Origin of the sequence: Thermohalobaculum sediminis, from assembly GCF_023487995.1 — a bacterium.
Lineage (GTDB): Bacteria > Pseudomonadota > Alphaproteobacteria > Rhodobacterales > Rhodobacteraceae > Thermohalobaculum > Thermohalobaculum sediminis.
This window is the reverse complement of sequence record NZ_JAMFKN010000007.1, coordinates 83,132-97,960: the sequence shown is the minus strand read 5'-3', so window position 1 is coordinate 97,960 and position 14,829 is coordinate 83,132. Positions and strand designations below refer to the sequence as shown.

Here is a 14,829-nt window from a genome sequence, read left to right as displayed (position 1 = left end):
ATGACCCGCGCCGCACCCCGCCTGGTGATGAAATTCGGTGGCACCTCGGTCGCCGATCTCGATCGCATCCGCAATGCGGCCGGCAAGGTCAAGCGCGAGGTCGAGCGCGGCTATGACGTGACCGTCGTCGTCTCGGCCATGGCGGGCGAGACCAACAAGCTGGTCGATTATGTGCGCGAGGCCGCGGCGCCTCCGGGAACCAACGGGGCAGGGCTCTACGACGCGCGCGAATACGATGCGGTCGTCGCGGCGGGCGAGCAGGTGACCTCGGGCCTGATGGCGCTGGTGCTGCAGGAGATGGATGTGCCTGCGCGGTCGTGGATGGGCTGGCAGGTGCCGATCCGCACCACCGGCGCGCATGGCTCGGCACGGATCGTCGAGATCCCGACCGAGAATCTGGTGAAGAAGTTCGGCGAGGGGTTGCACGCCGTGGTCGCGGGCTTCCAGGGGATCGGCCCGGACGGGCGGATCTCGACGCTGGGCCGCGGCGGGTCGGACACCTCGGCGGTGGCGCTCGCCGCCGCGCTGGGGGCCGAGCGCTGCGACATCTACACGGATGTGGACGGCGTCTATACCACCGACCCGCGGATCGAGCGCCGCGCCCGCAAGCTTGACCGCATCGCCTACGAGGAGATGCTCGAGCTTGCATCGCTGGGCGCCAAGGTGCTCCAGACCCGCTCGGTCGAGCTCGCGATGCGCTACAAGGTTCGCCTCCAGGTGCTGTCGTCCTTCGAGGACAAGCCCGGCACGCTGGTCTGCGACGAGGAGGAACTGGTGGAACAGAACGTCGTCAGCGGTGTCGCCCATTCGCGCGACGAGGCCAAGCTCACGCTGGTCAAGGTGCCCGACCGTCCCGGCGTCGCGGCCGCGATCTTCGGCCCGCTGGCGGATGCCGGCGTGAATGTCGACATGATCGTCCAGAACATCGGCGCCGACGGCATGACCGACATGACCTTCTCGACCGCGACCGACCAGATCGCGCGCGCCCGTGCCGCGCTCGAGGCGGCGCGGGCCGAGATCCGCTACCAGGACCTCGTGATCGACGACGACGTGTGCAAGGTCTCGATCGTCGGCATCGGGATGCGCAGCCATGCCGGCGTCGCGCAGAAGATGTTCTCGGCGCTGGCGGCCGAGGGGATCAACATCAAGGTGATCACCACCTCCGAGATCAAGGTATCGGTATTGATCGACCGCAAGTACATGGAGCTGGCGGTTCAGACGCTCCACAAGACATTCGGGCTCGACGGCGGCTGACGGCCGCGGGCTGCGCGCCGGGCGGACGCCCCCGCCCCCGGTGCGAGGCGCATTTCTGCAGGGGCGGAAGGGGCCATCCATGCCCACGGCTGACAAGGGCGGATCGCGGGTTCTGCTGCGCACGCTGCGGGCTGCCATGGCAAGCCCCGGCGAGGGCCAGCAGCGGCTCGACAAGGTGGTCTACCTCGTCGCCTCCAACATGGTGGCCGAGGTCTGCTCGATCTATCTCAAGCGTGACGAACGCACACTCGAGCTCTGCGCGACCGAGGGCCTCAGGAAGGACGCCGTTCATCGGGTCCGGTTGCGGGTGGGCCAGGGCCTTGTCGGCCGGATCGCCGAGAGCGCGCAGCCGCTGGCCACGGCGGATGCGCAGAACACGCCCGGCTTTCGCTACCTGCCCGAGACGGGCGAGGAGATCTACCAGTCCTTCGTCGGCGTGCCGATCCAGCGGCTGGGCGAGGTGATGGGCGTCCTCGTCGTGCAGAACCGCACGGCGCGCCATTACACTGACGACGAGATCGAGGCGCTCGAGGTCGTCGCCATGGTGATCGCCGAGATGGCGGAGGCCGGCGCCTTCCTCGGCTCGGATGGCATGGTGACGGGCCCCGGGCGGCGCATCGGGCCGGTCCTGGTGATCGGCACATCGGCCTCGGAGGGGATCGCCGAGGGGGTGGTGCACCTGCACGAGCCCCGCCTCGTGGTGTTCGACCCGATCGCCGAGAACACCGAGACCGAGCGCCGACGCCTTGGCGAGGCCGTGGCCGCGATGCGCGGCGATATCGACCGGCTGATCGAGGGCGGCGGCCTTGGCGCCGCGGCGCCGCACCGCGACATCTTCGAGGCTTACCGCATGTTCGCCCATGACAAGGGCTGGATGAAGCGGCTCGAGGAGGCGGTCGAGTCGGGCCTCTCGGCCGAGGTCGCGGTCGAGAAGGTGCAGTCCGCCGTCCGCGCCCGCATGGAGCGCGCAACCGACCCCTACCTGCGCGAGCGGCTGCACGATCTCGACGACCTCGCCAACCGTCTGTTGCGCTATCTGGTTACCGACGGCGCCGACGCGGCCGAGGGGCTGCCCGAGAACGCGATCCTCGTCGCCCGCTCGATCGGGCCGGCGGAGCTGATGGACCATGCCGGGCGCATCCGCGCGGTGGTTCTCGAGGAGGGCTCGCTCTCGTCCCACGCCGCGATCGTGGCGCGCGCGCTCAACATCCCGATGGTGGTGCAGGCCGAGCGCGTCACCCGCGACGCGAATGCCGGCGACCCGATCGTCGTGGACGGCGATGGGGGACGCGTCCACCTGCGGCCCGAGCCCACGGTGATCGCGGCCTTCCGCGAGAAGATCGACCTCGAGCGCGAGGCGCGCGCCCACTACCGCGCCGAGGCGGGCCAGCCCGCGACCACGCGCGACGGCATGAACGTGCGCCTGAGGATGAATGCAGGCATCCTTGCCGACCTGCCCTCGCTCAGGCAGTCGGGCGCCGACGGCGTGGGCCTGTTCCGGACCGAGCTGCAGTTCATGATCCGGGGCCGGATGCCGGGGCGCGAGGTGCAGGCCGGGCTCTATTCGCGGGTGCTCGATGCCGCCGGCGGGCGCGAGGTCGTGTTCCGAACGCTCGATATCGGCTCCGACAAGGTGCTGCCGTTCATGCGCCGCGAGGAGGAGCCCAATCCCGCGCTCGGCTGGCGGGCGATCCGCGTGGCGCTGGACCGGCCGCGGCTGTTCCGGATGCAGATCCAGTCGCTCATCCGCGGTGCGGCGGGGCGGTCGCTGACGGTGATGTTCCCGATGATCGCCGAGGCCGACGAGTTCTATGCGGCGCGGGATCTGTTCCTCGCCGAGGTCGAGCGCCTCGCCGACCTTGGCCATCCCCGGCCGGGGACCTTGCGCCTCGGGCTGATGCTCGAGACGCCCTCGCTGGTCTTCGCGCCCGACCGGCTGTTCGAGACGGCGGATTTCGTCTCGGTGGGCGGCAACGACCTCATGCAGTTCTTCTATGCCGCCGACCGCGAGAACGAGCGGGTCCGCGGCCGCTACGACGTGCTGAACTTCTCGTTCCTCGACCTGCTCGCCCGCGTGGTCGCGCGCTGCGAGGCGGCGGGGACGCCGCTGTCGTTCTGCGGCGAGGCGGCCGGGCGGCCGATCGAGGCGCTTGCGCTTGCCGCGATCGGGTTTCGCGAGCTCTCGATGCGGCCGGCCTCGATCGGCCCGGTGCGGCGCGTCCTGCGCGCGGCGGCGCTTGGCGAGACCGTCGAGCGGATGGAGGCGGCGCGGCGCGCCGGCGCCGTGTCGGCGCGCGGCGCGCTCACCGGCTGGGCGCGCGGCATCGACCTGCCGGTCTGAGAGGCTGCGGCCAAGCCGCGTTCCATCCTTTCCGCGCGGTGGGGGTGTGGCAGGAATCTTGTGGCATCGACTCGCGCTCTCGGGTATCCGGTCAGAAAAGCAGACCAATTCTGAGAGGTGCGCCGCCATGGAGATGCCGCAGCCGGATGCCCGTGCCCTCGCCGCGCGCGAGCTGCTGCTCCGCCGCCTGACCGAGGCGCTGGGCGCCGATGGAGTGATCTCGGCCGCCGAGGAACTGATCGCCTATGAATGCGATGCGCTGACCGCCTATCGCTGCCCGCCCATGGCGGTGGCGCTGCCGCGCACGACCCGGGAGGTGGCCGAGACCGTCCGCATCTGCGCGAGCCTTGGCGTTCCGATCGTGCCGCGGGGCGCGGGGACGTCGCTTGCGGGGGGCTCGCTGCCCACCGCCGACAGCGTGATCCTGGGGGTCGCGCGCATGAACCGGGTGTTGGAGGTCGACTACCCGAACCGGGTGATCCGGGTGCAGACGGGCATGACCAATCTCGCCGTCACCGGCGCCGTGCAGGGCGACGGCTTCTTCTATGCGCCCGACCCGTCGAGCCAGCTCGCCTGCGCCATCGCCGGCAACATCGCGATGAATTCGGGCGGCGCGCATTGCCTGAAATACGGGGTGACCACCAACAATCTGATGGGCGTCACCATGGTCACCGCCGAGGGCGAGGTCGTCGAGATCGGCGGTGCCCATCTCGACCCTGCGGGCTATGACCTGCTGGGGCTGATCTGCGGCTCGGAGGGGCAGCTCGGCATCGTGACCGAGGCGACGCTGCGCATCCTCGCGACGCCGGAGGGCGCGCGCCCGGTGCTGATGGGCTTCGCGAGCTCCGAGGTTGCCGGCGCCTGCGTGGCCGACATCATCCGCTCGGGCGTCATCCCGGTCGCCATCGAGTTCATGGACCGCCCCTGCATCCACGCGACCGAGGCGCATGCGAAGGCGGGCTATCCGCTCGATGTCGAGGCGCTGCTGATCGTCGAGGTCGAGGGCTCGGACGCCGAGATCGAGGCCCAGCTTGCCACGATCAAGGAGATCGCCGGCCGCCACTCGCCGATGGTGATGCGCGAATCGACCTCCGAGGCGGAATCGAAGGCGATCTGGCTTGGCCGCAAGGCGGCTTTCGGCGCGATGGGCCAGTTGGGCGATTACATCTGCCTCGACGGCACCGTGCCGGTCGGAACGCTGCCCGAGGTGCTGCGCCGCACGGCGGAATTGTCGGCGCAGTACGGTCTCGAAGTCGCCAACGTCTTCCACGCGGGCGACGGCAACCTGCATCCCCTGATCATCTTCAACGCGAACGCGCCGGGCGAGCTGGAAAAGGCCGAGGCGCTGGGCGCGGACCTGCTGAGGCTGTGCGTCGATGTCGGCGGCTGCCTCACCGGCGAGCATGGCGTGGGCGTCGAGAAGCGCGACCTGATGCTGCACCAGTATCGCCCCGCCGATCTCGAGCAGCAGATGGCGGTGAAGGACGTGTTTGATCCGCGATGGATGCTGAACCCCGCCAAGGTCTTTCCGCTCGCGATCTCCGAGAGCCGCCGCACAGCCGCCTGACCGTCACCCTGCCCCCTTCCGCCGCGCCACGCCGCGCGCGACTCGGAGCGATATCCATGACCACCCTCACTCCCGCCACCGAGGCCGAACTCTGCGAGGCGATCGCAGGCAGCGCCGCCGCCCGCACGCCGCTCGAGATCGCCGGCGGGGGCACGCGGCGCGCCCTTGGCCGCCCGGTGCAGGCCGAGGCCGCGGTCTCGACGGCCGCGATCTCCGGCATCCGGCTCTACGAGCCGGGCGCGCTCACGCTGGTGGTGGCGGCCGGGACGCCGCTCGCCGAGGTCGAGGCCGCGCTCGCCGCCGAGGGCCAGCGCCTGCCCTTCGAGCCGATGGACCACCGCGCGCTGTTGGGCAGCACGGGCGAGCCCACCATCGGCGGCGCGGTCGCCTGCGGTGTCTCGGGCCCGCGGCGCATCCAGGCCGGGGCCTGCCGCGATTCGATGATCGGCGTGCGCTTCGTCAACGGCCGGGGCGAGGCGGTCGCGAATGGCGGGCGGGTGATGAAGAACGTCACGGGCTACGACCTCGTGAAGCTGATGGCCGGCAGCTACGGCACGCTGGGCGTCCTGACCGAGGTGGCCTTCAAGGTGCTGCCGCGGCCCGAGCGGGCGCTGACGCTGGTGCTCGAGGGGCTAGAGGACGCCCGCGCGGCGGCCGCGCTCTCGGCCGCGGTGACCGCACCCTTCGACGTGAACGGGGCGGCGCATCTGCCTGCCCGCAATGGCACGCCCGCGCGGACGCTCCTGCGGGTCGAGGGGCTGGAGGCGCAGGCCGAATACCGCGCGACCTCGCTCGCGCGCGTGCTCGCCCCCTTCGGCGAGGCGGGCCGTGTCGAGGGCGAGGCGCATGAGGCGCTGTGGCGCGATATCCGCGATGCGGCGCGCTTCAAGGGCCGCGATGGGGCGGTCTGGCGCCTGTCGCTGCGCCCGTCGGACGCCCCGGGCGCGGTCGCGCGTCTCCGGACGGCACTGGGGGCGGATGCGTTCTACGACTGGGCCGGCGGTCTCGTCTGGCTCTGCCTGCCCGAGACAGGCGATGCGGGCGCCAGCGCGATCCGGGCCGAGACGGCGCGGCTGGGCGGCCATGCCACGCTGATCCGCGCGAGCGCCGCGACCCGCGCCGCCGTCGAGGTGTTCGAGCCCGAGCCAGCGCCGCTCGCCAGCATCTCGGCCGGGCTGCGCGCCAAGTTCGACCCCGCCGGCATCCTGAACCCCGGCCGGATGAGGGCCTGACCACAATGCAGACGAACTTCTCCGACACCCAGCTCGACGTTCCCGAGATCGCCCGGGCGAACGCGATCATCCGCAAATGCGTGCATTGCGGCTTTTGCACCGCGACCTGCCCCAGCTATCAGGTTCTGGGCGACGAGCTCGACAGCCCGCGCGGGCGCATCTACCAGATCAAGGAGATGCTGGAGCATGGCCGACCGGCCGACGCCAAGCTGGTCAAGCACATCGACCGCTGCCTGAGCTGCCTTGCCTGCACCACCACATGCCCCTCGGGCGTCGATTACATGCATCTGGTCGATCACGCCCGCGAGCATATCGAGCGGACCTACACCCGGCCCTGGCACGACCGGGCGCTGCGCTGGGTGCTGCAGATGATCCTGCCCTATCCGGGGCGCTTCCGGCTTGCCCTGGCGGCGGCGAAGCTTGCCCGGCCGGTGCGGCCGCTGATCCCCGGTAAGCTGGGCGCGATGCTCGACATCGTGCCGCCGCGGATCGAGCCGCCCGCGCGCCACGACGACCCGCAGGTGCATCCCGCGCAGGGCGAGCGCCGCGGCCGGGTCGCGCTGATGACCGGCTGCGCGCAGAAGGCGCTCAACGCCGACATCAACGCGGCCACCATCCGCCTCCTGACCCGCCACGGCTGGGACGTGGTAATCGCCGAGGGCGCCGGCTGCTGCGGCGCGCTCACGCACCACATGGGCAAGACGGACGCGAGCCACGCCTTCGCCGCCGCCAACATCCGCGCCTGGATGCGCGAGGTCGAGGGCGAGGGGCTCGAGGCCGTCATCATCAACACCTCGGGCTGCGGCACGACGGTGAAGGATTACGGCTGGATGTTCCAGGACGACCCGGCGATGTCGGCGCCCGCGGCCACCATCTCGGGGCTCACGCGCGACATCACCGAGTTCATGGCAATGAAGGGGCTGACCCACCCGGTCCATGCCGCGCCGCTGAGGGTCGCCTATCATGCCGCCTGCTCGCTCCAGCACGGGCAGAAGGTGACCGAGGCGCCGAAGAAGCTCTTGCGCGCCGCGGGCTTCACGGTGGTCGAGCCGCGCGACGCGCATCTGTGTTGCGGTTCGGCGGGCACCTACAACCTGCTCCAGCCCACGATCGCGGGCGAGCTCAGGCGGCGCAAGGTGGCGACGCTGGAGGCGACCGCGCCACAGGTTATCGCGGCGGGCAATATCGGCTGCATGATGCAGATCGGCTCGGGCACCGGGGTGCCGGTTGTGCACACGGCCGAGCTCCTGGACTGGGCCACCGGCGGGCCCGCGCCGGAGGCGCTGTCCGGCCGGGTCGAGGGCATCGCGGCCGAGTGACGGCAGGCATGTTCTCGGCCCCTCACGCTCGAATTCGTGGCCGGGGGCGTTGTAAGCCTTTCATGAAACGGTGTCCCGACGTTGCCGCGGGACTCGCGTGCCGGCCCCGGGCGCGCTAGCCTCGACCGCATGAGGTGGGCTGTCTTCTTCGTGGCGCTGGCGATCCTGCTGACGGGGCTGGCGCGCCCCGTCGAGGCGGTCGACCTCGAGCGGCGGCGGATGCTGACCGGGCCGGAGCATGTCCCCTGGCGCGGCGTGGGCCGGGTGAATGTCGCAGGCTACCGCGAGAGCGGCATGTGCACCGGCACGCTGATCGCCGAGGACCTGGTGATCACGGCGGCGCATTGCGTTGTCTCGGCGGTCAGCGGCGCGCCGCAGCCGGTCCATGACGTGCATTTCGTCGCCGGCTGGCGGCGCGGGCAGAAGGTGGCGAACCGCCGGGCAGCCGAGATCACGATCCATCCGGGCTATGTCTACGGCCCCAATCCCGGCTTCGAGCAGATCGGGACCGATCTTGCGGTGATCCGGCTCGAATCGCCCATCGCGGCGCAGGATGCGCCGTCCTTCGAGGTTGCGCCGCCGCGGGACGCGGAGGACGCGCTGACGCTTATCAGCTACCGGCGCGACCGGCCGCATGCCCTGACGCGGCAGGACGGCTGCGCGCTCAAGGGCGCGGACGGGCCGGTGCTGGTGCTCGACTGCGACGTGACCTTTGGCGCGTCGGGCTCGCCAGTGTTCTCGAACGCCGACGGCGTGCCGCGGATCGTCGCCGTCATCTCGGCCAAGGGGGTGGACAGGGCGACGCGCCGGCCGCTGGCCTTCGCCGTCCGTGTCGACCGCGCGATGCCAGAGGTCCTGGCGGCGATGCGCTGAGGGCCCGCGGCACCTCTTGACCCCGCCGCGCCGTTTCCCCATCTCAACGCTGCCTGGCGCCGCGCAGCGGGCCCGGCAGACCGACAGGGCCAGCCCGTTCCGGGTGGCCCGCACGCATATCGCTTCGACGGAGGATATGAGACCATGCGCAGCATCGACCTGACCCCCCTCTACCGCTCGACCGTGGGCTTCGACCGGCTCGCCCAGATGCTCGACCAGGTGACGAGCGGCGACGCGCCTGCTCCGGGCTATCCGCCCTACAACATCGAGAAGACCGGCGAGAGCGCCTATCGCATCACGCTGGCGGTGGCCGGCTTCGGCGAGGACGAGCTCAATGTCGAGGTCAAGGACCAGACCCTGACGGTGACCGCCCGCAAGCAGGAGACCGAGGAGGCGGCAGCCCGCGTCTACCTGCACCGCGGCATCGCCGAGCGCGGCTTCGAGCGGCGCTTCCAGCTTGCCGACCACGTCAAGGTCAGCGGCGCCGAACTGGTGAACGGGCTTCTCCACATCGACCTCGTGCGCGAGGTGCCCGAGGCGCTGAAGCCCCGCACCATCGCCATCTCGACCGGCGCGCAGTCGGGCAAGGTGATCGAGGGCTGACGCCCCGACCGCGCCAACTGGGGCGGTGCGGCGACATACCGCGTCCCGCACAGCCCTTGAGACGGAAACATTCTTTCGCGCGCCCGGGAAACCGGGCGCGTTTTCGCTTGCAAGGCGGGATGATCCCCACTAATTGAACACTTGTTCAAATCTGTGTCCTTGACCGCGATTCTGAGCTGGAGATCTACTTTTCCGGCAGGGCGCACCGGCAGGGCGCAGGCATGACAGGGACGGCGCGGGACCCCTCGACAAGAAGGGGCGAGGTGCCGAAGGGAGGTTGACCCGTGACGGCTCCGCAGGCGGCGGCCGAAGGCCGCGACACGTTTCCCAAGCTGTTGATCGCCAATGCGCGCGAGCGCGGCCATCTCCCGGCGAGCCGCGAGAAGGAATACGGCATCTGGCAGAGCTGGAGCTGGGCCGAGGTGGCCGGCGAGACCCGCGCGATGGCGCTGGGCCTGATCGCGCTGGGGCTCGAGCCCGGCCAGCGGGTCGCGATCATCGGTACGAACCGGCCGCATCTCTACTGGTCGATGGTGGCGGCGCAGATGGCCGGCGCGATCCCGGTTCCGCTTTACCAGGACAGCGTGGCCGAGGAGATGGCCTATGTCCTGGACCATGCCGAGGCGCGCTTCGTCATCGCCGAGGACCAGGAGCAGGTCGACAAGGTGCTGAGCGTGGTCGACCGCCTGCCGAACCTCGCGCAGGTCATCTATCTCGACCCGCGCGGCCTCAGGAACTACGACCACACCGCGCTGCACGCGCTGAGCGACGTCTGCGCCGAGGGGCGCGCGGCCGAGAGCCGGCTGGCGCGCGAGCTCGACCAGCGCATCGCGGCGGGCAAGGGCTCGGATGTCTGCGTGATGCTCTATACATCGGGCACCACCGGCAAGCCCAAGGGCGTGGTGCTGACGCATGACAACATCCTGATCACGGCGCGGGCCTCGGCCGGGTTCGACCGGCTGACCGACACGGATTCGATGCTCGCCTACCTGCCGATGGCCTGGGTGGGCGATTTCATCTTCTCGATGGGGCAAGCCTATGTGACCGGCTTCTGCGTCGCCTGCCCGGAAAGCGCCGAGACGATGCTGTCCGACCTCAAGGAGCTGGGGCCGACCTATTTCTTCGCGCCGCCCCGGATCTTCGAGACGCTCCTGACGACGCTGATGATCCGTATGGAGGACGCGAGCCCCCTCAAGCGGCGGATGTTCCATTTCTTCGTCGGCGTCGCGCGGCGCGTGGCGGCGGCGAGGAAGGCGCACGAGACGCCCTCGGCGGCGGACCGCCTTCTCTACGCGCTGGGCGAGCTCTTGGTCTACGGGCCGCTCAAGAACAATCTGGGCCTCAGCCGCGTCCGGGTGGGCTACACCGCGGGCGAGGCGATCGGGCCCGACCTGTTCGAGTTCTACCGCTCGATCGGTGTGAACCTGAAACAGCTCTATGGGCAGACCGAGGCCTCGGTGTTCATCACGCAGCACCCCGACGACGCGGTCGAGCTCGAATCGGTGGGCGTGCCGACGCCGGGGGTCGAGATCCGCATCGACGAGGCCACGGGCGAGGTGTTCTACCGCTCGCCCGGCGTGTTCCAGGAGTATTTCAAGAGCCCCGAGGCGACCGCCGAGACCAAGGACGCCGAGGGCTGGGTGGCGACGGGCGACGCGGGCTTCTTCGACCAGCGCTCGGGGCAGCTCAGGATCCTCGACCGCGCGAAGGACGTGGGCCGGCTGGCCGACGGGTCGCTGTTCGCGCCGAAATACATCGAGAACAAGCTCAAGTTCTATCCCAACATCCTCGAGGCGGTGGTGTTTGGCGACGGGCGCCCGTCCTGCATGGCCTTCGTCAACATCGACCTGATGGCGGTCGGCAACTGGGCCGAGCGCAACAACATCGCCTATTCGAGCTATCAGGAGCTGGCCGCCCATCCGCGTGTCTACGAGATGATCGAGCGCAACATCGAGGAGACGAACCGCAGCCTCGCCGACGACCCGATGCTTTCGGGCTGCCAGATCACGCGCTTCCTGGTGCTGCACAAGGAGCTGGACGCCGACGACGGCGAGCTCACGCGCACCCGCAAGGTGCGCCGGCGCATCATCGCTGAGAAGTTCGCCGACCTGATCGACGCGCTCTACGGCGGCAAGGACAGCATCTACACCGAGACCGAAGTGACCTACGAGGACGGGCGCAAGGGCAAGATCAGGGCCACCCTCGAAATCCGCGACGTCAAGACCTTCCCGCGCGCCGAGGCCGCGCGACAGGCCGCCTGAGGAGAGCCGCCGATGAGCCTGCCGCCGACCGCCGAGGCCGCCGCCGACGACCAGACCTATGCCGTGGTCGAGGAGGAGCACGGCCTCAGCCCGCGCCGCGTCGGCCCGGTCGTCATGGACATCCGCAACATCACGCTGCGCTTTGGCGGTGTGGTGGCGATCAAGGACATCTCGTTCGACATCCGCGAGGGCGAGATCCGCGCGATCATCGGGCCGAACGGCGCGGGCAAGTCGTCGATGCTCAACGTCATCAACGGCTTCTACCACCCGCAGGAGGGCGAGATCTGGTTCCGCGGCGAGAAGCGCGGGTCGATGAAGCCGCACGAGATCGCCAAGCAGGGCATAGCCCGCACCTTCCAGAACATCGCGCTGTTCAAGGGGATGACGACCCTCGACAACATCATGACCGGTCGGCTGACCAAGATGCGCCGCAACATGTTCTGGCAGGCCGTCTGGTCGGGGCCCGCCGAGGCCGAGGAGATCGAGCACCGCGAGAAGGTCGAGAAGATCATCGACTTCCTCGAGATCCAGCACATCCGAAAGACGCCCGTCGGCCGGCTGCCCTACGGCCTGCAGAAGCGGGTCGAGCTGGGCCGGGCGCTGGCGGCCGAGCCGCAGCTCCTGCTGCTCGACGAGCCGATGGCCGGCATGAACGTCGAGGAGAAGGAGGACATGAGCCGCTTCATCCTGGACGTGAACGAGGAGTTCGGCACCACCATCGCGCTGATCGAGCACGACATGGGGGTGGTCATGGACATCTCGGACCGGGTGGTGGTGCTCGATTACGGCCGCAAGATCGGCGACGGCACGCCGGACGAGGTGCGGACGAACCAGGATGTCATCGACGCCTATCTGGGCGTGGCGCACGATTGAGGGGAAGGCGATGTTCCTGACCGATCCGTTCTTCTGGGAGATCGTCGTCTCGGGCCTGCTGGCCGGGGTGATGTATTCGCTGGTCGCGCTGGGCTTCGTGCTGATCTTCAAGGCGTCCGGCATCTTCAACTTCGCGCAGGGCGTGTTCGCGCTCTTCGCGGCGCTGACGCTGGTCGGCTTCCAGACCGGGCAGGTGCCTTTCGCGCATCTCCTGAGCTGGATCACCGGGACCAGCATCCACACCTGGGGCTCGGGCATGCCGACGCTGGTCGCGATCGTCTTTGCGCTTCTGGTGATGATCGGGCTTGCCTGGCTGGTGGTGCGGATCGTGCTGCGTCCGCTGGTGAATCAGGAGGGCATCATCCTTTTTATGGCCACCATCGGGCTTGCCTTCGTGCTGGAGGGCACGGGCGACCTGATGTGGGGAGCGAACGTCAAGGCGCTGGACGTGGGCCTGCCGCAGGGTCCGTCCGACACCATCATCGACGCGACGGGGATGTTCGTCGACAAACTCGAGATCTCGGCCGCCGTGGTGGCGGTGCTGCTGGTGGTCGCGCTCACGCTGTTCTCGCAGTTCACCCGGATGGGCCGGGCGCTGAGGGCGGTGGCGGACGACCATCAGGCGGCGCTGTCGGTCGGCATCTCGCTCGAGACGATCTGGTGGATCGTGTGGTCGATCGCGGGCATCGTCGCGCTGGTCGCGGGGATCATGTGGGGCGCCAAGTCGGGCGTCCAGTTCTCGCTGTCGCTGATCGCGCTCAAGGCGCTGCCGGTGCTGATGCTGGGCGGCTTCACCTCGATCCCCGGCGCGATCGTGGGCGGGCTGATCATCGGCGTGGGCGAGAAGGTGTTCGAGCTCTATGTCGGCCCGATGATCGGCGGCGCTACCGAGAACTGGTTCGCCTACATGCTCGCGCTGCTGTTCCTGCTGTTCCGGCCGCAGGGCCTGTTCGGCGAGAAGATCATCGAGAGGGTGTGACCGTGCATCACTCGCGCCTCGGCGTCATCGTGATCGACTGCCGGACCGACGATCTCGGCCCGGCCACAGCGTTCTGGAAGGGCGTGCTCGGGGTCGAGGGCGAGGTGGACGCGGATGGCAGGTATGCCGTGCTGCGGACCGCCGAGGGTCGGCCCAAGGTTCTGCTCCAGGCGGTCGATCACGATCCGCGCATCCACATCGACTTCGAGACCGAGGACCAGGCCGCCGAGGCCGCGCGCATCGTGGCGCTGGGCGGCAGGGTGATCGGCAAGGTCAAGCGCTGGACCGTGATGGAGGCGCCGACGGGGCACCGCTTCTGTCTCGTCAATCCGCAGCAGGACGATTTCCCGGCCCACGCGGCCCGGTGGGAGGACTGACCGAATGTTCTACCGCGAGGCAGGCGAGTTCAAGACGAGCTATCAGGCCGATCAGGCGACCTTCCCGATCGCCTTCGACCGCTGGGGCTATTGCGCGGTGGTGGCGGTTGCCTTCCTGGTCGTACCCTTCCTGATCAATCCCTACTGGGAGCAGGCGATCTTCCTGCCGTTCCTGGTGTTCGCCATGGCGGCGCTGGGGCTCAACATCCTCACGGGCTATTGCGGGCAGGTCTCGCTGGGCACTGGCGGGTTCATGGCGGTGGGGGCCTATGCCTGCTACAAGCTGATGACCGCCTTCGTCTGGATGCCGATGCCGCTGGTGGTGATCCTCGCCGGGCTGTGCGCCGCGGCGGTGGGCATCGTGTTCGGGCTGCCGTCGCTCAGGATCAAGGGCTTCTACCTCGCGGTCGCGACGCTTGCGGCTCAGTTCTTCCTGATCTGGCTGTTCAACAAGGTGGGCTGGTTCTACAACTACTCGGCAACCGGACAGATCAACGCGCCCGAGCGCGACTTCCTCGGCATCCTGGTCACCGGCCCGAACACCAGGCCCTGGGCGACCTACCTGTTCTGCCTCAGCTTCGTCTTCGTCTTCGCCTGGGTCGCGCGCAACCTCACGCGCGGGCGGATCGGGCGGTCGTGGATGGCGATCCGCGACATGGACATCGCGGCCGAGATCATCGGCGTGAACCCGCTGATGGCCAAGCTGTCGGCCTTCGCGGTCTCGTCCTTCTACATCGGCATGGCAGGGGCGATGTATTTCGCGATCTGGAAGGGCGCGGCCGAGGGCACCGAGGCCTTCTCGATCGAGATCTCGTTCGTCGTGCTGTTCATGGTCATCCTCGGCGGGCTCGGCTCGATTTTCGGGAGCCTCGTTGGGGCCGCCTTCCTGACCCTTCTGCCGGTGCTGTTCAAGAACGTGCTCGCAGTCCAGCTTGGCTGGCCCACCGACATCGCGGCGCATCTCGAGGTGATCCTGATCGGCGCCCTGATCATCTTCTTCCTGATCAAGGAGCCGCATGGCATCGCCGCGCTCTGGCGCATCATCAAGGAGAAATTGCGCCTCTGGCCATTCCCGCACTAGGCTCTGGCCATCGGCACAAGCGGGTCCGAACGGCATGCACCGGCTGGCCCGACAGCAAAGAAGTCCAAC

Annotated in this window: 12 protein-coding genes; all 12 read left to right on the top strand. The window is 69.2% G+C overall.

Annotated features, from left to right (window positions below; genetic code table 11):
• The 12 genes from M1105_RS14640 to M1105_RS14585 all read left to right on the top strand — a co-directional run bounded on the left by M1105_RS14640 (position 1) and on the right by M1105_RS14585 (position 14,760).
• On the top strand, positions 1 to 1,254 hold the full coding sequence (locus M1105_RS14640) for an aspartate kinase (RefSeq protein ID WP_249581121.1): 1,254 nt from the start codon (positions 1 to 3) through the stop codon (positions 1,252 to 1,254).
• 79 nt (positions 1,255 to 1,333) lie between these two features.
• Entirely contained in the window at positions 1,334 to 3,595 is a 2,262-nt protein-coding gene (ptsP, locus tag M1105_RS14635; RefSeq protein ID WP_249581120.1) for a phosphoenolpyruvate--protein phosphotransferase, read from the top strand.
• Positions 3,596 to 3,722: 127 nt separating this feature from the next.
• Positions 3,723 to 5,162 (top strand): FAD-linked oxidase C-terminal domain-containing protein, encoded by a 1,440-nt coding sequence (locus M1105_RS14630; protein ID WP_249581119.1) that lies wholly within the window; start codon positions 3,723 to 3,725, stop codon positions 5,160 to 5,162.
• A gap of 56 nt (positions 5,163 to 5,218) precedes the next feature.
• Positions 5,219 to 6,394 (top strand): glycolate oxidase subunit GlcE, encoded by a 1,176-nt coding sequence (gene glcE / locus M1105_RS14625; RefSeq protein ID WP_249581118.1) that lies wholly within the window; start codon positions 5,219 to 5,221, stop codon positions 6,392 to 6,394.
• A 5-nt stretch (positions 6,395 to 6,399) separates the two neighbouring features.
• Complete coding sequence (gene glcF / locus M1105_RS14620) at positions 6,400 to 7,713, top strand: glycolate oxidase subunit GlcF (RefSeq protein ID WP_249581117.1); 1,314 nt, start codon at positions 6,400 to 6,402, stop codon at positions 7,711 to 7,713.
• Between the two features lie 129 nt (positions 7,714 to 7,842).
• Positions 7,843 to 8,586 (top strand): trypsin-like serine peptidase, encoded by a 744-nt coding sequence (locus M1105_RS14615; RefSeq protein WP_249581116.1) that lies wholly within the window; start codon positions 7,843 to 7,845, stop codon positions 8,584 to 8,586.
• A 144-nt stretch (positions 8,587 to 8,730) separates the two neighbouring features.
• Positions 8,731 to 9,189, top strand: a complete 459-nt coding sequence (locus M1105_RS14610) for an Hsp20 family protein (protein WP_249581115.1) — start codon at positions 8,731 to 8,733, stop codon at positions 9,187 to 9,189.
• 284 nt (positions 9,190 to 9,473) lie between these two features.
• Positions 9,474 to 11,450: an AMP-binding protein gene (locus tag M1105_RS14605; protein WP_406600628.1), complete on the top strand. Its 1,977-nt coding sequence runs from the start codon at positions 9,474 to 9,476 to the stop codon at positions 11,448 to 11,450.
• Positions 11,451 to 11,564: 114 nt separating this feature from the next.
• Entirely contained in the window at positions 11,565 to 12,323 is a 759-nt protein-coding gene (locus tag M1105_RS14600) for an ABC transporter ATP-binding protein (protein WP_249581232.1), read from the top strand.
• 10 nt (positions 12,324 to 12,333) lie between these two features.
• The gene (locus tag M1105_RS14595; RefSeq protein WP_249581114.1) at positions 12,334 to 13,302 is read left to right on the top strand and encodes a branched-chain amino acid ABC transporter permease; all 969 of its coding nucleotides are present in this window, start codon (positions 12,334 to 12,336) and stop codon (positions 13,300 to 13,302) included.
• A 2-nt stretch (positions 13,303 to 13,304) separates the two neighbouring features.
• Complete coding sequence (locus tag M1105_RS14590; protein WP_249581113.1) at positions 13,305 to 13,679, top strand: VOC family protein; 375 nt, start codon at positions 13,305 to 13,307, stop codon at positions 13,677 to 13,679.
• A 4-nt stretch (positions 13,680 to 13,683) separates the two neighbouring features.
• Entirely contained in the window at positions 13,684 to 14,760 is a 1,077-nt protein-coding gene (locus M1105_RS14585) for a branched-chain amino acid ABC transporter permease (RefSeq protein ID WP_249581112.1), read from the top strand.
• Positions 14,761 to 14,829 lie beyond the last annotated feature (69 nt).